Here is a 23,986-nt window from a genome sequence, read left to right on the forward strand (position 1 = left end):
GCCCCGCCGGGGAAGGTCTGCTGTACGGGCGTGCCGTCAGAGGTCCGCTGTACGGCGCGTGCTGTGAAACGGAGGAGTTCATGACGTACCACCTGCCCGCGGGCAAGGCGGCCGCCGGGCCCTACGCCGTCGACATCGGTCCCAAGGAGGCCGGCTGGGGGTACTCCGCCCTGCGGGTGCTGGAGCTTCCCGCCGCCGGATCGCACACCTTCGACACCGGTGACAGCGAGTGGATCGTGCTGCCGCTCGGCGGCTCCTGCACGGTCGCCGTGGCCGACGACTTCGGTCACCACACCTTCGAGCTGGCGGGCCGGGCGGACGTCTTCAGCGGGGTCAGCGACTTCGCCTACGCCCCGCGTGACGCCCGCGCCACCGTGACCTCCGCCGCCGGCGGCCGCTTCGCGCTGACCGGCGCCCGCTGCGCCCGCCGGCTGCCCGCCCGCTACGGGCCCGCCGCCTCCGTACCGGTCGAGCTGCGCGGCAGCGGGAACTGCTCGCGCCAGGTCAACAACTTCGCGGCGGCCGGCGTCTTCGACTGCGACAAGCTCATCGCGGTCGAGGTACTCACGCCCGGCGGCAACTGGTCCTCCTTCCCACCGCACAAGCACGACGAGCACCGTCCGGGCGAGGAGTCGGTGCTGGAGGAGATCTACTACTTCGAGTTCGCCGCCCACGCCGCCACACCCGGCCTCGGCTACCAGCGGGTCTCGCCCTCCGGGCGGGGCCGCAGAACGGACGTGCTGGCCGAGGTCCGCGACGGCGACGTCGTCCTCATCCCCGACGGCTGGCACGGGCCGTCCATGGCGGTGCCGGGCCACCACATGTACTACCTCAACGTCATGGCGGGCCCCGAGGCCGAGCGGTCCTGGCTGATCTGCGACCACCCCGACCACGCCTGGATCCGCGACACCTGGCCCGCACAGCCCGTCGACCCCCGACTGCCCCTCTACACCGCCCCGGAGACGTCCCGATGAGCGCCCGCACCCTCCGTCTGACCACCGCCCAGGCCCTGGTGCGGTTCCTCGCCGCCCAGTACACCGAACGCGACGGCGTGCGCCGCAGGCTGATCGCCGGCACCTGGGGGATCTTCGGTCACGGCAACGTCGCAGGGATCGGCCAGGCACTCGTCGAGTACGCGGACGTCATGCCGTACCACCAGGGCCGCAACGAGCAGGCCATGGTGCACGCGGCCGTCGGCCGGGCCCGCCATCTGAACCGGCTGTCCGCCATGGCGGTGACGACGTCGATCGGCCCGGGCGCCACCAATCTGGTCACCGGCGCCGCCCTGGCCACCATCAACCGCCTGCCGGTCCTGCTGCTGCCCGGCGACTACTTCGCCGCGCACCCCGCCGACCCACTGCTCCAGCAGCTGGAACACCCGGTGGAGGCGGATGTGTCGGTGAACGACGCTCTGCGACCGGTCTCCCGCTACTTCGACCGGATCACCCGCCCCGAAGCCCTCCTGGTGAGCGCGCTGCAGGCCGCGCGGGTGCTGACCGACCCGGCCGAGACCGGGGCCGTGACGCTGGCCCTGCCGCAGGACGTGCAGGCGGAGGCGTACGACTGGCCGGTGGAGTTCTTCGCCGAGCGCGTGTGGTTCGTACGGCGGCCTGCGCCGGACCCCGTCGAACTCACCGAGGCCGTCCGGGAGATCCGGGCCGCGTCCCGCCCACTGATCGTCGCGGGCGGCGGCGTCCACCACAGCGAGGCCGAGGAGGCGCTGCGCGCGCTGGTGGACGCCACCGGCATCCCGGTCGCCTCCACACAGGCCGGCAAGGGCTCGCTGCGTTACGACCACCCGGCCGACGTGGGCGGCATCGGCCACACCGGCACGGCCGTGTGCGACGACCTCGCCCGCACCGCCGACCTGGTGATCGGCGTCGGCACCCGCTACTCGGACTTCACCACCGCCTCCGGGACCCTCTTCCGCGATCCCGGCGTGCGGTTCGTGAACCTCAACATCACCGCCTTCGACGCGCACAAGCTCGCGGCGCGCACGCTGGTCTGCGACGCGCGCAGCGGTCTGGAGCGGCTGACGGCGGCGCTCGCCGGGCACCGCGTCGACGCGGCGTACGAGGCGGAGTACCGGGAGGGCAAAGAACGCTGGGAGCGGGTCGTGGACGGCGCGTTCCGCGCGGCGGACGACAGCGCAGTGCCGACGCAGACGCAGGTGCTCGGCGCCCTGGACGGCGTCGTCGGCGACACGGACGTGGTGATCAACGCGGCCGGTTCGCTCCCCGGCGACCTGCACAAGCTGTGGCGGGCGCGCAGCCCGCGCCAGTACCACCTGGAGTACGGCTACTCCTGCATGGGCTACGAGATCCCGGCCTCGATCGGTGTGCAGCAGGCCGCGCCGGACACGGTGGTGTGGGCGCTGGTGGGCGACGGGACGTATCTGATGATGCCGACGGAGATCGTCACCGCCGTCCAGGAGGGGCTGCCGGTCAAGCTGGTGCTGATCCAGAACCACGGCTACGCCTCCATCGGCGGTCTGTCGGAGGAGACCGGCGGCGAACGCTTCGGCACCGCCTACCGCCACCGGGCCGCCGACGGCACGTTCACCGGGCCGCCGCTGCCGGTCGACCTCGCGGCGAACGCGGCCAGCCTCGGCATGGAGGTGCTGCGCGCCAAGACGGTGGCCGAGCTGCGCGAGGCGCTGGCCGCCGCACGCTCCGCGGACCGGCCGACCTGCGTGTACGTCGAGACGAACCCGGCGCCGACCGCGCCCGGCGCCGAGGCCTGGTGGGACGTGCCGGTCGCCGAGGTGGCGGGCCGTGATGCCGCGGTCGCCGCCCGCGCGCGCTACGAGCAGCGGGTGGCGGACCGCCGCCGCCACCTGTGAGGGGGGAGCCATGACGCCGTCCCGCACCGCGGGGCCTGGCACGGACGCGGTGGACTTCGCCCTGGACCGGGCCAGTCCGGTTCCGCTCTACCACCAGCTGGCCCAGCAGCTGGAGGCGGCCATCGGCCGCGGCGTGCTGGTCCCGGGCAGCCTGCTCGGCAACGAGGTCGGCCTGTCCACCCGGCTCGGCCTGTCCCGCCCGACGGTCCGCCAGGCGATCCAGTCCCTCGTCGACAAGGGCCTGCTGGTGCGGCGCCGCGGGGTGGGCACCCAGGTGGTGCACCGCCAGGTCCGGCGCCCGCTGGAACTCAGCAGCCTGTACGACGACCTGGAGGCGGCCGGGCAGGGACCGTCGACGCGGGTCGTGCGCCACGAGCGGGGGCCGGCGAGCGCGGAGGTGGCCGCCGCGCTGGGGATCGGCGAGGGCGAGGAGGTGATCGTGCTGGAGCGGCTGCGGCTCACGCACGGCAGGCCGGTGGCCCTGCTGTGCAACCACCTGCCGGCGGCACTGCTCGATCTCGACACGGCCCGGCTCGAGACGACGGGCCTGTACCGGCTGATGCGCGCGGCCGGCATCACCCTGCACAGCGCCCGGCAACGCGTCGGCGCCCGCTGCGCGACGGCCGAGGAGGCGTCCCGTCTGGACGAGCAGCAGGACGCCGCGCTCCTCACCATGCAGCGCACGGCCTACGACGATACGGGCCGCGCGGTGGAACACGGCACCCACATCTACCGCGCGTCGCGCTACTCGTTCGACTTCCAGTTGCTGGTACGGACCTAGGGGAGCCGTGGCGGCCCGGGAGGGGGCCAGTGCTGGCCAGGCGGGGCACTTGACGGGGCGCCGCAGGCGGAGCAGAGTCGGGTATACGTCGTAAACGTACACCATGTCGTGCGCGAAGGAGCCCAGGTCCATGAGCGCACCGTCCACGATCCTGGTCACCGGCGGGGCCGGTTTCCTCGGCAGCCATACCTGCGTCGACCTGCTCGATCACGGCTACGAAGTGATCGTGGTCGACAACCGGTCCCCCGCCCTGAGGCAGGTCCTGGCCCGCGTCGAGCAGCTCGCGGGCCGGTTCGTCGGCGCCGTGTACGAGCTGGACATCCGCGACCGCCGCGCGCTGTCGGCGGTGTTCGCCCGGCACCCGATCGACGCGGTGGTGCACTTCGCCGCCCTGACCTCGGCCCGGACCTCGCTGACCAGGCCGGTGGAGTACTACGACGCCAACCTCGGCGGCACCACCACGCTGCTGCGCTCGATGCACGAACACGGGGTGCGCCACCTGGTGTTCTCCTCCACCTGTGCCCTCTACGCGCCCACCGAGCAGGGCACGCACACCGAGAGCGACCCGATCCGCCCGGAGGACCCCTTCGCGGCCTCCAAGTGGGCCTGCGAACAACTTCTCGCCGACGTCTGCCTGCGCCGGCCGGAGTACACGGTGGTGTGCCTGCGCCACTTCACACCGGCCGGGGCACATCCGAGCGGGCTGCTGGGCGGGGGCGGTCCCGGCACGCACGACTCCCTGCTGCCGTCGGTGGCCCAGGTCGCCGCGGGCCGGCGCCGGCGAGTACGGGTGTACGGCGGTGACTACCCCACGTCAGACGGCACGGCGGTCCGCGACTACATGCACGTGCTGGACACCGTCGAGGCGCACCGGCTGGCGCTGAACCATCTCGCCGACGCGCCGGGGCTGCACGTGTACAACCTGGGCAGCGGACGGGGCGTCTCGGTGCTCGAGGTCGTCGCCGCGTTCTCCCGGGTGTGCGGGCGTGCGCTGCCGTACGAGGTGGTCCCGCCCCGGCCCGGTGACGCGGCGCGGCGGGTCGCGGACGCCGGGGCGATCGGCCGGGCCTGGGACTGGAGCCCGAGTCGCGGCCTGGACGACGTGTGCCGTGACGCCTGGCGCTACCAGCGGCTCCGGCAGGTCGGTTACGGCGACTTCGTCCGCCCTTCCGGGCCCGGGGAAGAGTGAGCACCGGCGCCGCGGACTCGGCCTGGGGCCGGCGCCGAAGATGCGCCTCGGAGCCTGGCGTGCCTAGGATCGGTATTCAGATGCTTTCTCGAGGTTGACGCTTTGACCGCAGCTCGGTGTCCTCCGCGTTGGGAGGCGCTTGCCAGTGCTGCCGACCCGCCGGCTGCCGGCCGCTTATCTCGCGACCATCCTGGCCGCCGCCTGCGTCTACCTGCTCGTCCCCGCCCTGCGGACCCCGCTGTGGGCGCTGATCGGGCTGGGTGGTGTGCTGGCCGTCCTCGCCGGAGTCCGGCGCAACCGGCCCGCCGTGCGCTGGCCGTGGCTGGCGCTCGCGGCCGGGCTGCTGGCCTTCGCGGCCGGCGACACGTACTACAACGCCTCGGAGCAGTACTTCCACGCCTCCAACCCGTTCCCCTCCCCCGCCGACGCCTGCTATCTCGCCGTCTACCCGCTGCTGGCTGCGGGGCTGTTCGGGCTGGTCCGGCACCGCTGGGTGGGCCGCGACCTGCCGAGCCTGCTCGACTCGATGATCGTCACCGCGGGGGTCGCCGTGCCGGTCTGGGTGTACCTGGTGCAGCCGCTGGCCGGCCAGGATCAGCTGACCTGGCAGCAACGGGCGATCAGCGTCGCCTACCCGCTAGGGGACCTGCTGGTCCTCGGAATGCTGGCCCGGCTGCTCGTGCCGAGGGGCGTCCCCAACCGGGCGGTGCAGCTGCTGGTGCTGGGCACCGTCACCCTGCTGTGCTTCGACATCACTTACGGCTTCCTCCAGCTCAACGGCACCTGGCAGGCGGGCACGGCCCTGGACTCGGGATGGGTCATCTTCTACACGGCCTGGGGCCTGGCCGGGCTGCACCCCTCCATGGCCGAGCTCACCGCCGCAGAGCCTCCGCCGCAGTCGCTGCTCCTGCGGTGGCACCGTCTGGTCCTGCTCACCGCCGCCACGCTGATCGCCCCGGCTCTGCTCCTGGTGGAGGAGCGGATGGGCCGGGTGCACGACGCGACGGCACTGGCCGTCTTCTCGACGCTGATGTTCCTGCTGGTGATCTTCCGGCTCACGGTCATGGTCGTCGCCCACCGCAAGGCTCTGGCCCGGGAGCAGACCCTGCGCACGGCGACCGTCACGCTGGTGGCCGCCATGACCCCGCAGGAGATCGCGGCGGCGTGCACGCGGGCGGTCGGCAGCCTGTTCGGGCCTGAGACACCGCACCGCTCGCTGCTGCTCACCACGCAGCAGGCCGCGGAGCTGTACGCCTCCCTCGACGGCCCGCGCGCCCGCGCCGGTCGGACCGAGCCGTCGCAGCGCTCGCTCGCCGTGCCCGTGGAACGGCTCGACCCACGGTTCGCCACCCGGCTCAACGGGCTGCCCCGTGCGCTGGTGTGCCCGACGGCGGCGCCCGGCGCCGCCGAAGGCCCCGAGCCGGCGGGCGCGCTGGTGGCGGCCGGTCCGGAGCGACGGCTGAATGAGGTGCGCGGTTCCCTGGAGATCCTCGCCTCGCACGCGGGCCTCGCCATGGAGCGCGTGAGGCTGCGGCAGGAGATCGTGCGCAAGGAGAGCGAGGCGTACTTCCGGACGCTGGTGCGCAACACCTCGGACGTCATCCTCATCGTCGACGAGGACACCACCGTGCGGTACGCCAGCCCCTCGGCCCGGGCGGTGTTCGGCCGCAGCGAGCTGGCCGGGACGGCGCTGCGGGACCTGGTGACGCCCGGCGACCGGGACGGGGTGGACCGCACCCTGGGGTTGCTGGGCAGGTACGGGCGCCACGAAGCGCACGACCACTGGTGGGTGCTGCGCGGTGACGGCCGCGTCGAGGTGGAGGTGCGCTGCAGCGACCTCCGGCAGGACACCACCGTGGGCGGCGTGGTGGTCACCCTGCGGGACGTGACGCAACAGCGGCAGCTGGAGGAGGAGCTGACCCAGCGGGCCTTCCACGACCCGCTGACGGGTCTGCCCAACCGCACGCTGCTGCTGGAGCGGACCGCCCGCGCCCTGCTGCGCGGCCGCCGGGAGTCCACGCTGACCTGCGTGCTCTTCCTGGACCTCGACGACTTCAAGACCGTCAACGACACCCTGGGGCACTCCACCGGCGACCGGCTGCTGAAGGCCGTGGGCGAGCGGCTGGCGCACACCCTGCGGCGTACCGACACGGCGGCTCGGCTCGGCGGGGACGAGTTCGCGGTGCTGATGGAGGACGCCCGGCAGCCGCTGGACGCCGAGCTGCTCGCCGCCCAGCTGATCCAGGCCTTCAGCCGCCCCTTCCATCTGGGCGACGAGGCGGTCACCGCCTCCGCCAGCGTGGGCTTGGCCACCGCGCTCGACAGCTCCGACGCCGAGGAACTGCTGGCCCTGGCCGACATGGCGCTCTATGCGGCCAAGGCGGCAGGTAAACGCCAATGGCGCCGCTTTCTCCCCCAGCTGCGGGTGCAGGTGGCGCAGCGGCACGATCTGCTCGCCCATCTCGACGACGCGATCGCACAGGAACGTTTCTCGCTGTGCTACCAGCCCGTCGTCGACCTCGCGGAGTCGCTGCCGCCGGTGGTCGGTTTCGAGGCGCTGGTCCGCTGGCCGCACGCGCCGGGCGGCCTGGTACCGCCCGACCAGTTCATCCCGCTCGCCGAGGAGACCGGCCAGATAGCGCCGCTGGGCGCCTGGGTGCTGCGCAGCGCCGTCTCCGACATCGCCCGGCTGCAGCGCCGCGTCCGGCCCGCCGCGCCGCCGTACGTCAGCGTCAACGTCTCCAGCCGGCAGTGGCGCGACCCCGGGTTCGTGGGGGCGGTGAGCCAGGCGCTGGACACGGCGGCTCTCGACGCGCGCTCCCTGCAGCTGGAGCTCACCGAGTCCGTGCTGATGCAGCGGGACGAGCAGATCGACTCCGCGATCGGCGGGGTAAGGGGCCTCGGGGTGCGCATCGCGGTGGACGACTTCGGCACCGGGTTCTCCTCGCTGCGTTATCTGCGGGAGTTCCCCCTCGACGTACTGAAGATAGACAAGACGTTCATCGACGACCTGCCGCGCGACCCACGGCAGGTGGCGCTCGTCGAGGGGATCGTCCGGATCGCCGACACCCTCGGCCTGACAGTGATCGCGGAGGGCATCGAGCAGCAGGCACAGCGGGAGCTGCTGGCCGACATGGGCTGCCGGTTCGGGCAGGGCTACCTGTTCGCGCCCCCGATGCCGCTGGACGAGGGGGAGGCCTTGCTGCGGCGGACGGCGCCCGTGATCACGGCACGGCGCCCGGGCCCGGCCGAGGGCGCCCGGGCGGCACGGGCGGGTCTCGCAGCGGCCGCCGGGGAGACCTCTCAGGTCCCGGCGCCCCCGGCGAGCACGCCTGCGACGACCGCCTCCCCGGGCAGCGGGACAACCCTCGAGAGGGGACACCGCACCATGGACGGAACGCCCGCCCACCTGGCGCCGGTCCGGCGCGACCCCCGCTGGGCGGACCTCGATCATCTGCGCCACACGAGTCGGATGAGTGACGCCGTACTGGACGAGGTGCGCGGCCGGCACATCCGCTGCGGCGAACACTGGCTGATCGATTTCGCGTCCTGCAACTACCTCGGCTTCGACCAGGATCCGGACATCATCGAGGCGATCGGCCCGACCGTGCGGGACTGGGGCACCCACCCGAGCTGGTCGCGTCTGCTGGGCAGCCCCCGGCTGTACCCGGACATCGAGGAGCGGCTCACCGCGCTGCTCGGCGCCGAGGACACCCTGCTGCTGCCGACGGCCACCCTCATCCACCACGCGGTGATCCCGCTCCTGGCCGAGCAGGGGGATGTGTTCGTGGAGGCCACCGCCCACCGCACGGTGTACGAGGGGTGCGTGTCGGCCCGCGGTCAGGGTGCGAGACTGCACCGGTTCCACGCGGACCGGCCGGAGCAACTGGACGCGCTGCTGCGGGACGCGCCGTCCGGCACCCCGCGCCTGGTGTGCATGGACGGCGTGAACAGCATGAGCGGCAACGTGTTCGATCTGCCGGTGCTCGCCGGGATCTGCCGGGGGCGCGGCGCCACGCTGTACATCGACGACACGCACGGCTTCGGTGTCATCGGCGAGCGCTCGCCGACCGAGCCGTGCCCGTACGGCTCGCGCGGCAACGGCGTGGTCCGGCACACCGGTACGTCCTACGACGGGATCGTGCTGGTGGGCGGGTTCTCCAAGGCGTACTCGTCGCTGCTGGCCTTCCTGGCGCTGCCGAGCGCGCTGAAGGACCATCTGAAGATCGCGGCCGCCCCCTACCTGTTCTCCGGCCCCTCCCCCACCGCCTCGCTGGCGACCGCCCTGGCCGGTCTGGAGGTCAACGAGCGCCGTGGGGACGCCATCCGCGCCGATCTGCACCGCAAGACGGTACGGGTGCTCGACCTGGTGCACGCGCTGGACCTGGACACGCCGTGCGAGGGCGAGCTGCCCATCGTGGAGATCCCGCTGGCGGACGCGGCCGAACTGGAGGCGGTCGCCGACTTCCTGTGGGACCACGGCGTCTACGTGACTCTCGCGGCGTATCCGCTGGTGCCGCGCCAGCAGGTCGGCTTCCGTGTCCAGGTCACGGCGCTGAACTCCGACGACGACATCGACCGGCTCGGCGAGGCGCTGACCGGGCTGGACGCGCGGGGCGCACTGCGGCACCGCGGCTGAGGCGGCGCCGATGTCGATCCGCAACGACGACGTGAACTGGGACGGCTGGCCCGTCGAGGACTACCTCACCGAGAACTACCGCCAACTGCATCCGTGTGACGCCGCGGTCATCGCCCACCACGCCGCGTACTACCGAACCCTGCCCGCCGGGGGCCTGGCCCGCACGGTGGAGTTCGGTGCCGGTCCGAACCTCTACCCGCTGCTGCTGGCCTCCGCGGTCAGCGCCGGGATCGACGCGGTCGAGGCGGGCGCCGCCAACGTCGCCTATCTGCGGCGGCAGTTGGCCACCGGTCCGGACGACAGCTGGCGCCCCTTCCACTCGCTGTGCCGGCAGCTCGACCCGCGGATCGCGGCGTCGCCGCCGGCCGCGCTGGCCCGGGTGCGGGTGGTGCACGGTGATGTGCGGGCGCTGCCGCCCGGGACGTACGAACTGGCGTCGATGCACTTCGTGGCGGAGGGGGCGAGTGAGGCCTTCGACGAGTTCGCCGCCTTCTGCGGGCACTTCGTGCGCTGTGTGGTGCCCGGCGGGCACCTGGTGGCAGCCTTCATGGAGAACCTGCCCACCTACCGCATCGGGGCCACCTCGCGCTGGCCGGGCTGCCCGGTGGACCCCGAGCGCGTCACCAGGGTGTTCGCACCGCTGACCGAGGAGCTGGACGTCACACGGATCGACGCCGATCCGACGCTGCCGGAGTACGGGGATACCGGGATGGTGCTGCTGACAGGGCGAACGCGGTCTCGACCAGCGCGAGGTGGCTGACGGCCATGGGGGCGTTGCCCAGGTGGCGGCCGGCGGCCGGGTCCCACTGCTCGGCGAGCAGTCCCACGTCGTTGCGGACGGCGAGGACACGCTCGAACGTCTCACGCGCCTTGAGGACATGGCCGGTCGCGGCGAGGGTGTCGGCATGCCACAAGGAGCAGGAGACGAAAGCTCCTTCACGACCGGCCATGCCGTCCACGGGGTGCACCCCTTCGTCGCCGGGTGCGTAGCGGTGCAGGAAGCCGTCCTCCTCGAGGGCCCCCAGGGCACGGACCGTGCTGCGGACACGCGGATCCTGCGCGGGCAGGAAGCCGAGCCGGGGCATGAGCAGGGCGGTGGCGTCCAGGGCGGTGGAACCGTAGGACTGCACGAAGGAGCCCTGTCGCGGGTCCCAGCCGTCCCGGCAGACCTGCCGGTGCACCTCCTGCCGCATGGCCCACCACTGCGCGGAGGAGCCGTTGCGGCCCAGCAGCTTTCCCATGCGCACAGCCCGGTCGGCGGCCACCCAGGCCATGACCTTGGAGTGCACGAAGTGGCGGCGCGGCCCGCGCACCTGCCACACGCCCTGGTCGGGCTCGCGCCAGTGCCGCAGCAGGTAGCCCATCAGCGCGTCGACCAGCTCCCACACATGGGCCGGCATCGCAATCCCCACCCGCAGGGACTGGTAGAGAGTGTCCAGCACCTCGCCGTAGACGTCGAGCTGGAACGATCCGTCGGCACAGTTCCCGAACCTGACGGGCTGCGAGCCCTCGTAGCCGCTCAGCCAGGGCGCCTCGGTCTCCCGCAGCAGCCGCTGGCCGCCCACGCCGTAGACGGATTGCAGGTCGGCGGGGTCGCTGGCGACGGTGCGCACCAGCCAGTCCAGCCAGGCCACCGCCTCCTCCCGGTAACCGCTGCGCAGCAGGCAGGACAGGGTCAGCGTGGAGTCGCGCAGCCAGCAGTAGCGCTGGTCCCAGTTGCGCCCGCCGCCGATACAGCCGGGCAGCGAGGTGGTGGGGGCGGCGACGACGCCACCGGTGGGGGCGTAGGTGAGGGCCTTCAGCGTGATCAGGGAGCGCACCACGGCGTCCCGCCAGGGGCCCTGGTAGCGGCAGCGGCCGGCCCAGCCGCGCCAGTAGTCGGTGGTCTCCTTCAGCAGGGTCTCGGCGGGAACGGCGAGCGACCGCGGCGGCTCGGTGTGATGCGAGGGCTCCCACGCCAGGACGAGGGCGATCCGCCGGCCGGCGGGGACGGTGAACTCGGCAACGGTGGCGTGCTCGTCGCCTGACAGCCGCCCGTCGCCGTCGATGCGCAGCCACACCGCGTCCGGCCCCGCGACGGCGACGGTGCAGCCGTCGATGCCGTGCACCCAGGGCACCACCCGGCCCTGGTGGAAGCGCAGCCGCAGCTCGCTGCGCAGGGACACCTCGCCCGCCACGCCCTCCACCATCCGCACCAGGCAGGGCAGCGGCGAGCCGGTCGGCATGAAGTCCGTGACCCGCGCGACGCCGGTCGCGGTGCGCCACCAGGTGTCCAGCACCAGCGTGTCGGGCCGGTAGGAGCGCCCCGCGCAGGTGCCGGCACCGGTGGCCGGGGCGAGGCGCCAGAAGCCGTTGTCGGGTGTCCCCACCAGGGCGGCGAGGCACGCCGGCGAGTCGAAACGGGGCAGACAGAGCCAGTCGACGGAGCCGTCGCGGCCGACCATGGCCGCGGTGCCCATGTCTCCGAGCAGGGCGTAGTCCTCGATGGACGTCATGGTGTCCTGCCTCCCACCGCCCCGTCCTGGGCGAGGTATGGCTCCTCCGTGCGGCCGGCCCACCACCGGGCCACCACGTGCTCGGCCCGCTTGCCCTGGGCGGAGCAGTCCAGTGACCGGACGCGGTCCGTCGGGGCCGGCAGCTGTGCCCAGACCCACCAGTGGACGCCCGCCCACCAGGGCAGGCCGGTGAAGGTGCGCAGCAACGCCTCGTAGCCGGCGGCCTGTTCCGCCATGTCGGGGGCGACCGGGCCGGTCGGCGCGCCGCGCACGCCGGCGTATCCGGCCTCCGCGAACAGCACCGAACGGCCGGTGCGGGCGGCGAACTCCCCGAGCGCGCCGCAGACGGGACGCCAGGCCTCGATGAACGCCTGCGCGTCCCGGCGCGGCCCGGTGGGCAGCGGCCAGCGGGCGTCCACAGCGATCAGATCGACCGCGTCCCAGAAGGCGACATCCTCGTAGTCCTTCAGGCGCGCCGCGTAGAGCAGCGAGCCGCCGTAGACGACGCGTGTGCGCTCGACGAGCGCGAGCCAGCGCGCGCGGTCGTCCACCGTGCCGGCGAGTTCGGTGCCCACGGTGAACGCGTCGGCGCCGTAGCGGGCCGCGAGGCGCGCATAGTGCGCGATGAACTCCGCGTAGGCGGCGAACCAGCGAGCGGGCAGGGCGGGGCGGATGGTGCCGCGGTACGCGGCGTCGTCGAGGTCGAGGTGGGGTTTGAGCAGAGCGTTCAGGCCGTGCGCATGCGCCAGGCGGATCATCCGCGCGACCCCTGCGTCCGTAGGGGTGATGCGGCTGGGGCGGATGATGTCCGAGGTGGCGGCGGGCTGGTACCACGTGGGAGTGAGCTGGACCCAGTTGGCGCCCGACCGTGCGATCCGGCGCAGGTGCTCGGCGGCGCGGGGGTCGTCGTAGCCGTCGCGGGCGTAGCTGGGCAGGGCGAAACCGCGATGCCGTGGCAGGGGCCCGGGTGCCGGGACGACCTCCCCGTCGACGTGTCCGTGACGGAAGGGAAGCTGCATGTCGGTCACCTCGCTGCCCTCGCCGGTTCGCGGGGACCACCGTATCCGTATCGTGTACGTTTACGACGTATACAGACAGGATGGCCCCGACCCCACGTAAGGTCAAGTCACGAAGGAGGGCGGTCCATGGCGAAGAACCCCGACACCACCCCGGCGCGGCGCGCCAGCGACCGGGGCCGTTACGGCCGGCTGAGCCGGGAGCGGGTGCTGGCCAGCGCGCTGGAGCTGGTCGACCGCGAGGGCCTTGGCGCCCTGAGCATGCGGCGGCTGGGCGCGGAACTCGGCGTCGAGGCGATGGCCCTGTACCGCTATGCGGAGGGCAAGGAAGCCCTGCTGGACGGCCTGGTCGAGGCGATGCACCTGGAGTTGCAGGCACGCCTGGACGCCGAAGGTCCGGCCACGGACGACACGCCCGACTGGCGCGCGGACCTGCACCGCTTCGCCGGGACGCTGTACGACGTCTGCCTGGCCCACCCGCACGCGGTGCCGCTGCTGACGACCCGGCTGCTGGCCGTGCCGATGGCCCGCAGGCCGCTGCCGGTGCTCCGCAGCCATGAGCGTGTGCTCGCCCTGCTGGAGAAGGCCGGCCTGGACGAGGCCGGGACCGCCGCCGCGTTCCAGGCCTGCCTCGCCTGGCTGCTCGGCTATGTCTCGGTCGAGCTGCATCCCATGGTGGACAACCCCGACGAGCCCGACCCGGCCTTCCGGCTGGGCCTGCACCGCCTGCCGTCGCAGGAACTGCCCACCCTGCGCCGCACCGCGCCGGCACTCGCCGAACGGGGCGGGACGAAGGGACTGGCGGCCGGCCTGGACGCGCTCCTGGACCGCTTCACGGACAGCGGGCCGACCGCGCCCTGAGACCGGCGCGACGGCCGCGCACCCACGCCGGGCCCGTCACCAGAGCTTGTCGATCCTGCCCGGGTGCAGCGCGATACGGCTGTTCCGAAAGGCCGGTTCCGCCGCGCGGCTGCCGTGGGTGAAGAAGCAGGCCATGGTCACCTTGTCGAAGGCCGACCAGTCACTGGGGAAGGGCGACTCGGCCGTCCCGCCGACCAGGACGGCGCCGGGCAGCCGCCGCCAGCCGGCGCTCTCGTAGAACGCCTGGAGCGGACGGTCGCAGGTGAACAGGCCCACCTCCAGGCCCTGCCCGGCCATCGCCTCCCGCGCGGTGCTCACCAGGCGCCTGCCGTGGCCCCGGCCGCGCGCCTCGGGCCGCGTGACCACCGTGCTCAGCCCGCCGACCGCCCAGCGCCGCCCGGCATGGGGGATCTCCTTGGTCAGCACGTCCAGGGCCGCCAGTACCGTGTCGCCGGCCACGAGCAGCATGGACACCGGCCGCAGCGCGGGGTCGTGGACCGGCGCGAGCGACACGGCCGACGCTTCGTCAGAGGACGGCCAGGCGTCCTCCTGCAGTGCCCGTACCTGCCGCCGCAGGCCGGTCGGGACGGCCTCCTCGGGGTAGGTCAGAACCGTCGCTTGCGCGGGGGCGGGGATCACCGCGCTCCTTCCGTCGGGGCCACCGTTCAGGGTAACGGCATCCGCGATCACGCCGTGCGGGACCGATCCCCTGGGGGACGGTCCCCACGGCGAGCCGTCCGCCGCCCGTCGACGGAGCGTCGTCACGTCCCGGACGGCGCGCCCTTCCGCGCGGTGAGCACGGTGTGGATCAGCCGGTCCCCGGCGCGGGCCGTGCTGTCGTCCGCGTCGAGCGCCGGGGTCAGCTCGGCGATGTCGCACAGCGCCGGCTTGCCGCTTCCGGCGACCCGGGTGCAGATCCGTTCCACGACCTCCATCGCGACCCTGCCGGTGGCCTCGGTGTCCTTCGGGTCACCGGACAGGGCGGCCCAGCGCAACGGACCGAGGCCCTCCTCGAACAGCGGACGGATGCGGGCCGGGACGAAGCCTGGGAAGGCGAAGACGCGCTCGCAGCCGGCCTTGCGGACCTCGTCGCCCGCGAGGGGATCGTCCGGTCACCGAGGTGGGCGTACGGCTGCCCGTCCACCCCGCTGGGTGGCGTGGCGTGGCGGGATGATCCCCGGCGCCCTCCGCGCCAGGACACGCGAAAGGCCGTTCCGGATCACTCCGAAACGGCCTTCACCTACGACTTCGCAAAGTCGGGACGACAGGATTTGAACCTGCGACCCCTTGACCCCCAGTCAAGTGCGCTACCAAGCTGCGCCACGTCCCGGCCGCGCCGATACGCGGGTGTCCCGCGTGATCGCGCGAACAGCACTTTACCCCACACCGGGGGCTGGGCCGAAGGGGGCACGGCCGGCACGGGACAATCGAGGCATGGCAGGCACCGCGGACACGGACGGCACGGCATCCGGCGACGGCACCTCACCGCCGCGCCCCGGCGACGGGGCCTCTCCCCCGCGCCAGGGCGACGGCGCCCGGGACCGGGACGGCGAGGGGCGGGCGCGCAACGCGCGACCCCGGGACGGGCTGGGCCGGCCCCTGCCGTACGGCGCCCCGGGCGTGGACCGGCAGCCGGAGGGGGTGGTGCGCACCCCGCAGGAGTCCGTGACCGAGGCGCAGGCGCTGCTGGACGAGGGCAAGCCGTTCCACGCGCACGAGGTGTTCGAGGACGCGTGGAAGTCGGGGCCGCAGCGGGAGCGGACGCTGTGGCGGGGGCTCGCGCAGCTCGCGGTGGGCCTCACGCACGCGGCGCGCGGGAACGCCACCGGCGGGGCGCGGTTGCTGCGGCGCGGGGCGGGCGCCGTCGAGGAGTGGGCGGCGGACACCGGTGAGGACCGGCCGCACGGCATGGACCTGGGCTCTCTCGCCGTCTGGGCGCGGGAGCTGGCCGCCGAGGTGGAGGCCGGCGGCGGGCCCGTGGACGCCCGGGAGCGGGCGCCCCGGCTGCGCTGACCGGCGGGCGGTGCGGTCACTGTCAGTGGCGTACGGCAGACTCGGGGCGTGCGAAAGATTCATGTCATCGGGATCGGTGCCGGCGATCCCGACCAGCTGACCCTGCAGGCGGTCAAGGCGCTGCGCGCCACGGACGTGTTCTTCGTCCTCGACAAGGGCGAGGTGAAGAGCGACCTGGTCCAGCTGCGCCGGGACATGCTCGAGGCGCACGTACCCGAGGGCGGCTACCGCGTGGTGGAGGCGCGTGACCCCGAGCGGGACCGCCGCGCGGGCGGCGCCGCGTACTCCCCGGCCGTCGGGGACTGGCGCAGCGCCCGCGCCGGCATCTACGAGCGACTGATCGCCGAGGAGCTGGGCGAGGAGGAGACCGGCGCGTTCCTGGTGTGGGGCGACCCGGCGCTCTACGACAGCACGATCGCGATCCTGGACGAGGTGCTCGAGCGGGGCGCGGTCGCCTTCGGCTACGACGTCGTGCCCGGCATCAGCAGCGTCTCCTCGCTCGTGGCCCGGCACCGCACGGGGCTGAACCGGGTCGCGCGGCCGGTGCAGATCACCACCGGGCGGCGGCTGGCGGAAGGCTTCCCGGACGGCGTGGACGACGTGGTCGTGATGCTGGACGCGCACCAGGCCTTCCGGCAGTACGCCGACCAGGACATCGACATCTACTGGGGCGCCTACCTCGGCACCCCGGACGAGATTCTCGCCTCCGGTCCGATCGCCGAGGCCGCGCCGCGCATCGAGCGGCTGCGGGCCGAGGCACGCGAGCGCAAGGGGTGGATCATGGACACGTATCTGCTGCGCCGCAACCCGAAGGACGCCTGACGCACCCGCCGGGGCCACCGGGCATGCGGGGGCGGTCCGCCGGTTGATCGTGACCTCGTGACAGCCGCCGAGGACATGGCACCGCCGGCCGCGCAGCCACCGGTGCTGCGCGTACGCCGCCGGAACATCGTCTTCGTGACGATCATGCTGGGCGTGCTGCTCGAGGCCCTCGACCGGACCATCGTGGGCTACGGCGCTGCCGACGATCGTCTCGGACCTGGGCGGCGCCGAGCATGGTCAAGTCGCCGTCCCGGCCGGTGATCGACTATGCGGGCATCGCGCTCGTCGCCGTCGGCGCGTCCGGACTGATCCTGGCGACCAGCTGGGGCGGCAACGAGTACGCGTGGGGCTCCGGCGTCGTCATCGGCCTGTTTCGCCGGCGGCGCGCTCGCCCTCGCCCTGTTCTGTCTGGTCGAGACGCGGGCCGCGGAACCGATGCTTTTGATGCGGCTGTTCGCCGACCCGGTGTTCACGGGTCGGCGCCCGGGCGACGGCGGCCGGGGGCGCCGCGCCGGTACGGGCGGCCGCCGCGATGCGGCCCGCATCCGCAGCGGGCGGTGGCGTGCCTTCGCATCGGCCAAGTGCCGCAGGGTGGTCCCACGCGTTACCGACCGTTGCGCGTCTCCCTCACCTGCGGCTGAACCCCAGCCGCTCCAGCACCGCCGCCACGTCCGCCACCGCCGTGACGCCCTCCGGCAGCGGCGGGCGGCGTACGACCACGACCGGCAGGCCCAGCTCGCGGGCCGCTGTCAGTTTGGCCGCGGTGGCCTCTCCCCCGCTGTCCTTGGTCACCAGGACGTCGATGCGGTGTTCCCGCAGAAGCGCCCTCTCGTCGGCCACGGTGAACGGGCCCCGCGCCAGGATCACGTCGAGCCGCGGCGGCAGCGGAGGCTCGGGCGGCTCCACGGACCGTACGACGAAGTGGATGTCCGTCAGGTGGGCGAAGGCGGCGAGGCCGAGGCGGCCCGTGGTCAGGAACACCCGGCGGCCGAGGCGGGGCAGCTCCCGCGCGGCCGCGTCCAGGGAGTCGACGGTGTGCCGGCGCTCGCCCGGGGCCGGACGCCACCCCGGCCGGCGCAGCACCACCAGAGGTACGCCGGTCAGCGCGGCGGCCTCGGCGGCGTTCGCGGTGATGCCGGCCGCGAAGGGATGGGTGGCGTCGACGACCGCGCTCACCCGCTGCTCGCGCAGCCACCCGGCGAGCCCCTCCGCACCGCCGAACCCCCCGACGCGCACCTCACCGTCGACCGCCCCCGGCCGGGTCACCCGCCCGGCCAGCGAAGTGGTCACCCGCACCTCCGCCCGCTCCGCGAGGGCGGCGGCGAGACGGCGGGCCTCGGTGGTGCCGCCGAGGACGAGGACGTGCGGGGTCGGCATGGCGTCGAGGGTACGAGGTGCCCGGTCCGGGCAGGTCACCGGCCCGGGTGGAGCAGGCGGCCGCCGCGGACCGACCGGCGGTCGCGGATCGGCGGTCGCGGACCGATCGGCCGCCGCGGCTCACCCCTGCGCGGGCCCGGCGCCGTGGCGCCGACGCCGGGGTGAGCGCGTCACCGGGGTGGCCGCCGTCCCCTTCGGCGGGATTCAGAAGTCGTCCGCGCCGTTGCGGAGTTCGGGGGTCCAGTAGCCCGTGAGGGCCTTGGCCGGATCGACGGCGATGCCGTCGCTGCCGGGCGCGGTGACGGCGATGACCGTGGAGTCGCCGTCCAGCATGACGGAGAACGCCGACACCGGTTCGTTGTCCTCGTCGACCCCGCCGTCCGACAGCTTCACCAGGGCGTAGGCCGGGGCTCCCACGGCGAGGACGACCGGCGTGGCCGGCTTGCTCTTGGCGACGGCCGGGACGTCCTGCTTGTGGCTCTCCAGGAACTGGATGTGCGGGAAGCCCGTCAGCCGGCAGGAGTGCCCGGCGGTGTTCTTCGCCGTGAGGACGATGTGGGTGTAGGGCGGGCCGTCCTGGGTGGCGGCGGTGACGCGGACGTCCCGTGCGGTGCAGACGGGCGTGGAGGCGGTCGCCTGCTCGCCGGTCGCGCCGTCCGAACCCGCGGAGGAGTCGGCGGACCCCGCCGAGCCCTTGGATCCGCCCGAGCCCTTCGACCCGCCCGAGGGCGCCGAGTCGGCCGATCCCGTCGTGCCGGACGTGCGGGTTCCGTTCACCGTCGCCCCGGCGGCCGGGGACGACGCCACCGTGGCCGAGGTGGTCGGTGCCGACGAGGACTTGGTGCCCGCGTCGCTCTGGCAGGCGGTGAGGGACACGGCGAGGGCCGTGCCCGCGACGGCGAGCAGCGTGGTGCGGTGACGCAGCGTGTTCATGGAAAGTTCCCCCGTGAGTGGTGCGGGGCCGCGGCGCGGTGCCGTCGGCGGTTCCTGCGAAAGGTGATCGGCGCGGGCCCGGACAGGGCGTTCCGCGTCGGCCTTCAGTCGACCATTTCCGGTCCGCGTCGCCCAGGCGGTTCTCCCGGCAGAAGTACCGTCGGCCATACTTCTGCCGGGGGCTCTCAACCGGACGGGCCGGACGATCGGGGACATCGACGGTGCGCGACGGCATGCCTTCCACGGGGGACTTCGGGCAGCAGTTGCGGCACCTACGAGTCCGTTCCGCTTTGAGCCAGGAGGCGCTGTCCCACGCGGCGGGGGTGAGCGTCAGGGCGCTGGCGGACATGGAACGCGGGCGCACCCGTGGGCCGCAGCGGCGTACGGTGCGGGCGCTGGCCGAGGCGCTGGGACTGGACGGTGACGAGGCGGCGAGCCTGGAGAAGTCCGCCTCGCTCGGCCGGCCGCGCCCCCGCACGGCCGCCGGTCCGGCGGGCCCCGGCACCCTGGGCCTGCCCCGCGACATCCGGGACTTCACCGCCCGCGGCCCGGCCCTGGCCCGGCTGCTGGAGCTGGCGGAGGACGCCGATCCGGACCTGCCGCCGGTCACTGTGGTCTCCGGGCAGCCGGGTCTGGGCAAGACCGCGTTCGCGGTGCACGCCGCGCACCGCCTCGCGCCGTACTTCCCGGACGGGCAGTACGCCCTGGACCTGCACGGCATGGATACCGAGCCGACCACCCCCCGCGACGCGCTGGCCCGGCTGCTCGGCGCGATGGGGGTCGCCGACGCGGCGATACCGGCCGGCACCGACGACCGTGCGGGTCTGTGGCGGTCCCTGGCCGGCGAGCGGCGCATGCTCCTGCTGCTGGACAACGCGGCCGACGAGTCCCAGGTCGGCCCGTTGCTTCCGGGCAGCGGTCCGTCCCTGACAATCGTCACCAGCCGCCACGCCCTGGCCGGTCTGGAGTCCGTCCACCGCACCGATCTGGCCCTGCTGCGGCGCGAGGAGGCGGTGGAACTGCTGACCCGCATCATCGGCCCGGACCGGGTGCGGGCGGAGGCACAGGCGGCACGTGACCTCGCCGACCTGTGCGGGCACCTGCCGCTGGCCGTCCGGATCGCCGGCCAGCGGCTCCTCAGCCGGCCGCACGAACGTCTCGGCAAGCTCGTCGCCCGCCTCGCCGCCGAGGGCCGGCGGCTGGACGGGCTGCAGGCCGGAAGCCTGCGGGTGCGTGCCGCCTTCGCGCTCTCCTATCGGCAACTGCCGCCGGGACCGAGGACGTTGCTGCGGCGCGCCGCGCTGGCCGCCGGAGCGGACTTCAGCGCCGAGACCGCCGCGGTCCTGGCCGGCCTTTCCTACGACGAGGCGGTCGCCTGCGCCGAGGAACTGACCGACGCCGGACTGCTGCAGAGCGATGCCGCCGCCGAGCGGTACCGCTTCCACGACCTGCTCAGGCTCTACGCGGCCGAGCAGGTGGAGGCCGAGGACGGCCCCGAGGTCCGCGACGCCGCCCTCGACCGGACCGCGTCCTGGATGCTGCGCCGGGCCACCGCCGCCGCGCTGCACTTCGACGTCGACCACGAACGGAGCGTGCCGCAGGACGACCCGGACCCGGACACGGCGCCCACCGGCCGGGAAGAGGCACGGGCCTGGCTGGAGGCCGAGCGGGCCCAGTGGCTCGCCGCACTGCGCCGGGCCCATGACACGGGCCGCCACCGGCAGGTCCTGGACACGGCGGAGGCGATGCACTGGTTCTCCGATCTCAACCAGCACTGGGAGCAATGGGTGGAGGTCTTCCAGCGCTCCGCGGACTGCGCCCGGCTGCTGGACAGCAGACGGCAGGAGGCGGTTCACCTCAACTACCTCGCCTGGGCCCACAACCTCTGTGTGCACGACCCGCACGCCGCCCTGACGAGCGCCGACGCCGCGCTCGTGGCGGCCCGCCAGTGCGGGGACGGGCTTCAGGAGGGCTGGGCACTCGGTTACGGCGCCGGCGCACTGCACCGGCTGGGCCGCGCGGAGGAGGCCCAGGAACGGCTGCGTGAGGGGGCGCGCTGCCTCGCCTCCCAGGAGTCACCGCAGGGCCGGCTGGCCGAGCTGACGATCCTCAACAGCCTCGGCACCCTGCTGCGCCAGACCGGCCGGGCCGCCGAGGCGCTGGACATCCACCGCCGCAGCGAGCGGATCTGCCGCGCGGGGGTCCCAGGCCGGACGGACGAAGTGATCGGGTTGTACCACGCGGTCGCCCGGCAGCAGATCGGCAACGACCTGGCGGCCCTGGAACGCTGGGACGAGGCCGAGGCGCCGCTGCGGCAGGCCCTCGCCGCCTTCGAGGCCGCGCAGATGCCGGTGTGGGTTGAGCAGGCCCGGCTGGACCTGGGTCAGGTCCTCGGTGCCATGGGCCACCCGGAGGCCCGGGAGACGTTGCGCACCGCCCGCGACGCCCTCGCCGCGCTGAGAAGCCCGCGCCAGGTCGAGGCCGCCGCCGCACTCGCCGCGCTCGACGAAGCCACCGCCGGAACCGTCTAACGCAGGAGCAGCTGCAGACCGCCCACCACGGTGGCCGCGATGACCAGTTGCTCGAAGAGTTTCTGGTTGATCCTGTTCACGGCCCACTTGCCGAACAACGCACCGGGCACCACGAACACCGCCAGCGCCGCGTCCAGGAGCAGCGAGCGGCCGTCGATCAGCCCGAGACCGGCGCTGAAGGGCACCTTGGAGACGTTGACGATGAGGAAGAAGAACGCCGACGTGCCCAGGAACCCCAGCTTGCGGAAGCCGGCCGAGAGCAGGTACATCGACATCACCGGGCCGCCGGCGTTGGCGACCATCGTGGTGAAGCCGCCGAGGACGCCGTAGGAGCGGGCCTTGATCCGGCCCGCGCGGGTGGTGACCGCGTCAGGCTCCGCCGTCCGTTCGGCCGTGCGCCGGCGCCACACGGTCACCGCGGCCATGACCAGCAGGATGACCCCGATCGAGACGCGTACGACCCCGTCACCGGCCCACACCAGGAACAGCGTGCCGGCCACCACGCCCGCCGCGACCGCCGGGAACAGCCGCCACAGCGTGGGCCAGTGGGCGTGCCGCCGGTAGGTGAGCACCGCGAGCACGTCCCCGGCGATCAGCACCGGGAGCAGTACGCCGGTGGAGGCGCGGGCGGGCAGGACCGCCGCGAAGATCGCGAGGCTGACCGTGTTCGCCCCGCTCACGGCGGTTTTCGAGAAGCCGACGAGCAGCGCCGCGAAGGCGAGCGCGGCGAACCCCCAGCCGGATATGTGCCACAGCGTCATCGTGTCCATGCGGCCACCGATGCTATGTCCTGACAACCGGTGCGCAGAAGGACCGTCTCGTCAGGCGGCCCGCCCGACTCGGCTGCTCGCCCCTAACCGGCGTACTGCGTGCGCAGCTCCCGCTTGAGCACCTTCATGCTCGGGCCGAGGGGCAGCGTGTCGGCGAACTCCACCCGCCGCGGGTACTTGTGCCGGCCCAGGTGTTCCTTGGACCACGCGGTGAGCGCGGCGGCGTCCCGGGAGGCGCCCGGCGCCGGGACGACGACCGCGCACACCTCCTCGCCGTGCAGCTCGTCCGGCAGGCCGATCACGGCGACCTGTGCGATGCCGGGGTGACGCATCAGGACCTCCTCGACCTCGCGCGGGTAGACGTTGTAGCCGCCGCGGATGATCACGTCCTTCTTCCGGTCGACGATCCTCAGGAAGCCGTCCTCGTCCTTGGTGCCGAGGTCGCCGGTGCGGAACCAGCCGTCGACCACGGCCTGAGCGGTCGCCTCGGGGCGGCCGAGGTAGCCGGAGAACACGTTGTGGCCGCGGATGACGACCTCGCCCAGCTCGCCGGGCGGCAGCAGCTCGACACGGCCCTCGACCTCGGCGCGGGCGATCTCCACGTCGACGCCCCACAGGGGGTGCCCGATGGTGCCGGCCTTCGTGCCGAAGCAGGGCTGGTTGACCGTCGCCGTCGGTGAGGTCTCCGACAGCCCGTACCCCTCGTAGATCCGCGCCCCGAACGCCGCCTCGAACCGCTCCAGGACGGCGACGGGCAGCGAGGCGCCGCCGGAGATGCACACCCGCAGCTCCGGAAGGGCCGGCGCCGCGGCGGCCGCGGCGGCGAGCGAGACGAACATGGTGGGCACGCCGTGGAAGGTGTTCACCTTCTCCGCCACCATCAGCTCGATCGCGCGTGCCGCGTCGAAGCGGGGCAGCAGGACGAGGGTGGCGCCCGCCCGCCAGGTGGAGTTCATCGACACCGTCTGCCCGAAGGCGTGGAAGAGCGGCAGCGCGCCGAGCGCGATGTCGTCGGGGCGGATGTCGTTGGCGTCGAAGGCGTTGACGGTCGCGTTCATCACCAGGTTGAAGTGGCTGAGCACGGCGCCCTTGGGCACGCCGGTGGTGCCGCTGGTGTAGAAGACGACCGCCGGGTCGTCGGCTGCGCGGGTGACGTACGACCGGAGCGGCTCGGCGTTCGCCGCCAGCTTGTCGAACTCCTCGCCGAGGGTGACGACCCGCACGCCGGTGGCCTCGGCGGCGGCGCGCCCGGTCTCCGCCTGCGCGGGGTGGACCAGCAGCAGGGTGGCGCCGCTGTCGCGCAGCACGTGCTCGACCTCCGGCGCGGAGAGCAGCAGATGCACGGGGACGACGACCCCGCCGGCCGCGGCGACGGCGTAGTACGCGAGCGGGAACTCGGCGGTGTTGGGTGCCATCAGGGCGATGCGGTCCCCCGGCGCGACGCCCAGCCCGGCCAGCGCGCCGGCCTGCGCCAGCGCCTGCCGCCACACCTCGGCGAAGGTCAGCCGCCGCTCGCCCTCGATCAGGGCGGTCTTCTCCGGACGGCGCCGGGCGTTCTCGGCGAGGATGACGGCCAGGGAGAGGGTTGCCATGGAGTGTCGCTCCGATTCCTTGCGGCTCGTGTTACCGGATCCCCTTCAGGGGAGCCCCCGTTCGGCTCCTCGGTGCGGAGCCGCCGTGCGCTGTGCTCGGTGCCCCTCGAGCGGGGCCGCTGTGC

17 protein-coding genes, 1 tRNA gene and 2 pseudogenes are annotated in these 23,986 nt (G+C 73.6%); 11 read left to right on the plus strand and 9 right to left on the minus strand.

The genetic code is table 11. The annotated features are described in order from the left end of the window. Nucleotides 1-80 precede the first annotated feature (80 nt). The 6 genes from iolB to ACF1GV_RS07070 all read left to right on the plus strand — a co-directional run bounded on the left by iolB (nucleotide 81) and on the right by ACF1GV_RS07070 (nucleotide 10,211). Nucleotides 81-974 carry a 5-deoxy-glucuronate isomerase gene (gene iolB, locus ACF1GV_RS07045; RefSeq protein WP_391678728.1) on the plus strand — a complete coding sequence of 298 codons (894 nt, stop codon included), beginning with the start codon at nucleotides 81-83 and terminating at the stop codon, nucleotides 972-974. Beyond that, a complete protein-coding gene (gene iolD / locus ACF1GV_RS07050; RefSeq protein ID WP_391678731.1) occupies nucleotides 971-2,842 on the plus strand; it encodes a 3D-(3,5/4)-trihydroxycyclohexane-1,2-dione acylhydrolase (decyclizing) in 1,872 nt (623 codons plus the stop codon). The genes iolB and iolD overlap by 4 nt, the downstream gene beginning before the upstream one ends. A 10-nt stretch (nucleotides 2,843-2,852) precedes the next feature. Next, nucleotides 2,853-3,623, plus strand: coding sequence for a GntR family transcriptional regulator (locus tag ACF1GV_RS07055; RefSeq protein ID WP_391678734.1), 771 nt, complete (start codon nucleotides 2,853-2,855; stop codon nucleotides 3,621-3,623). A 130-nt stretch (nucleotides 3,624-3,753) separates the two neighbouring features. After that, a complete protein-coding gene (gene galE, locus ACF1GV_RS07060) occupies nucleotides 3,754-4,812 on the plus strand; it encodes a UDP-glucose 4-epimerase GalE (RefSeq protein ID WP_391678737.1) in 1,059 nt (352 codons plus the stop codon). Nucleotides 4,813-4,957: 145 nt separating this feature from the next. Next, nucleotides 4,958-9,451 (plus strand): aminotransferase class I/II-fold pyridoxal phosphate-dependent enzyme, encoded by a 4,494-nt coding sequence (locus ACF1GV_RS07065; protein ID WP_391679598.1) that lies wholly within the window; start codon nucleotides 4,958-4,960, stop codon nucleotides 9,449-9,451. Between the two features lie 10 nt (nucleotides 9,452-9,461). Next, nucleotides 9,462-10,211, plus strand: coding sequence for a class I SAM-dependent methyltransferase (locus ACF1GV_RS07070; protein ID WP_391678740.1), 750 nt, complete (start codon nucleotides 9,462-9,464; stop codon nucleotides 10,209-10,211). Here ACF1GV_RS07070 and ACF1GV_RS07075 read toward each other — a convergent pair. Together ACF1GV_RS07075 and ACF1GV_RS07080 are read right to left on the minus strand one after the other, a co-directional pair. After that, nucleotides 10,111-11,946 carry a glycoside hydrolase family 15 protein gene (locus tag ACF1GV_RS07075; protein WP_391678743.1) on the minus strand — a complete coding sequence of 612 codons (1,836 nt, stop codon included), beginning with the start codon at nucleotides 11,944-11,946 and terminating at the stop codon, nucleotides 10,111-10,113. The genes ACF1GV_RS07070 and ACF1GV_RS07075 overlap by 101 nt on opposite strands. Then, nucleotides 11,943-12,965 carry a glycoside hydrolase family 113 gene (locus ACF1GV_RS07080; RefSeq protein WP_391678746.1) on the minus strand — a complete coding sequence of 341 codons (1,023 nt, stop codon included), beginning with the start codon at nucleotides 12,963-12,965 and terminating at the stop codon, nucleotides 11,943-11,945. Before ACF1GV_RS07080 ends, ACF1GV_RS07075 begins: the two co-directional genes overlap by 4 nt. A gap of 126 nt (nucleotides 12,966-13,091) precedes the next feature. On the opposite strand from ACF1GV_RS07080, the gene ACF1GV_RS07085 reads away from it, so the two are divergent. Then, nucleotides 13,092-13,823 carry a TetR/AcrR family transcriptional regulator gene (locus ACF1GV_RS07085; RefSeq protein ID WP_391678749.1) on the plus strand — a complete coding sequence of 244 codons (732 nt, stop codon included), beginning with the start codon at nucleotides 13,092-13,094 and terminating at the stop codon, nucleotides 13,821-13,823. 36 nt (nucleotides 13,824-13,859) lie between these two features. On the opposite strand, the gene ACF1GV_RS07090 is transcribed toward ACF1GV_RS07085, so the two are convergent. From ACF1GV_RS07090 to ACF1GV_RS07100, 3 genes and pseudogenes are all read right to left on the minus strand, one after another. Next, a complete protein-coding gene (locus ACF1GV_RS07090) occupies nucleotides 13,860-14,462 on the minus strand; it encodes a GNAT family N-acetyltransferase (protein ID WP_391678752.1) in 603 nt (200 codons plus the stop codon). A gap of 287 nt (nucleotides 14,463-14,749) precedes the next feature. Further along, nucleotides 14,750-14,914 (minus strand): annotated as a pseudogene (locus ACF1GV_RS07095) (hypothetical protein); the annotation flags it as partial. A 165-nt stretch (nucleotides 14,915-15,079) separates the two neighbouring features. Further along, a tRNA-Pro gene (locus tag ACF1GV_RS07100) sits at nucleotides 15,080-15,153 on the minus strand. Nucleotides 15,154-15,257: 104 nt separating this feature from the next. Here ACF1GV_RS07100 and ACF1GV_RS07105 point away from each other — a divergent pair. The 3 genes and pseudogenes from ACF1GV_RS07105 to ACF1GV_RS07115 all read left to right on the plus strand — a co-directional run. Further along, nucleotides 15,258-15,836, plus strand: coding sequence for a DUF309 domain-containing protein (locus tag ACF1GV_RS07105; RefSeq protein WP_391678755.1), 579 nt, complete (start codon nucleotides 15,258-15,260; stop codon nucleotides 15,834-15,836). A gap of 48 nt (nucleotides 15,837-15,884) precedes the next feature. Beyond that, nucleotides 15,885-16,658: a precorrin-6A synthase (deacetylating) gene (cobF, locus tag ACF1GV_RS07110; RefSeq protein ID WP_391678757.1), complete on the plus strand. Its 774-nt coding sequence runs from the start codon at nucleotides 15,885-15,887 to the stop codon at nucleotides 16,656-16,658. 57 nt (nucleotides 16,659-16,715) lie between these two features. Beyond that, nucleotides 16,716-17,132: pseudogene (locus ACF1GV_RS07115) on the plus strand (hypothetical protein); the annotation flags it as partial. Nucleotides 17,133-17,285: 153 nt separating this feature from the next. Here ACF1GV_RS07115 and ACF1GV_RS07120 read toward each other — a convergent pair. Both ACF1GV_RS07120 and ACF1GV_RS07125 read right to left on the minus strand, forming a co-directional pair. Next, nucleotides 17,286-18,035 (minus strand): cobalt-precorrin-6A reductase, encoded by a 750-nt coding sequence (locus ACF1GV_RS07120; RefSeq protein WP_391678760.1) that lies wholly within the window; start codon nucleotides 18,033-18,035, stop codon nucleotides 17,286-17,288. 204 nt (nucleotides 18,036-18,239) lie between these two features. Continuing rightward, complete coding sequence (locus ACF1GV_RS07125) at nucleotides 18,240-18,968, minus strand: DUF4232 domain-containing protein (protein WP_391678762.1); 729 nt, start codon at nucleotides 18,966-18,968, stop codon at nucleotides 18,240-18,242. Between the two features lie 233 nt (nucleotides 18,969-19,201). Here ACF1GV_RS07125 and ACF1GV_RS07130 point away from each other — a divergent pair, with 233 nt between their 5' ends. Then, the gene (locus tag ACF1GV_RS07130; protein ID WP_391678765.1) at nucleotides 19,202-21,499 is read left to right on the plus strand and encodes an ATP-binding protein; all 2,298 of its coding nucleotides are present in this window, start codon (nucleotides 19,202-19,204) and stop codon (nucleotides 21,497-21,499) included. On the opposite strand, the gene ACF1GV_RS07135 is transcribed toward ACF1GV_RS07130, so the two are convergent. Then, nucleotides 21,496-22,269 carry a sulfite exporter TauE/SafE family protein gene (locus ACF1GV_RS07135; protein ID WP_391678767.1) on the minus strand — a complete coding sequence of 258 codons (774 nt, stop codon included), beginning with the start codon at nucleotides 22,267-22,269 and terminating at the stop codon, nucleotides 21,496-21,498. The two genes, ACF1GV_RS07130 and ACF1GV_RS07135, sit on opposite strands and share 4 nt — an antisense overlap. An 83-nt stretch (nucleotides 22,270-22,352) precedes the next feature. After that, nucleotides 22,353-23,861 carry a long-chain fatty acid--CoA ligase gene (locus ACF1GV_RS07140; RefSeq protein WP_391678769.1) on the minus strand — a complete coding sequence of 503 codons (1,509 nt, stop codon included), beginning with the start codon at nucleotides 23,859-23,861 and terminating at the stop codon, nucleotides 22,353-22,355. Between the last annotated feature and the right edge of the window lie 125 nt (nucleotides 23,862-23,986).

The organism is Streptomyces sp. NPDC014006 (genome assembly GCF_043088925.1).
Taxonomy (GTDB): Bacteria; Actinomycetota; Actinomycetes; order Streptomycetales; family Streptomycetaceae; genus Streptomyces.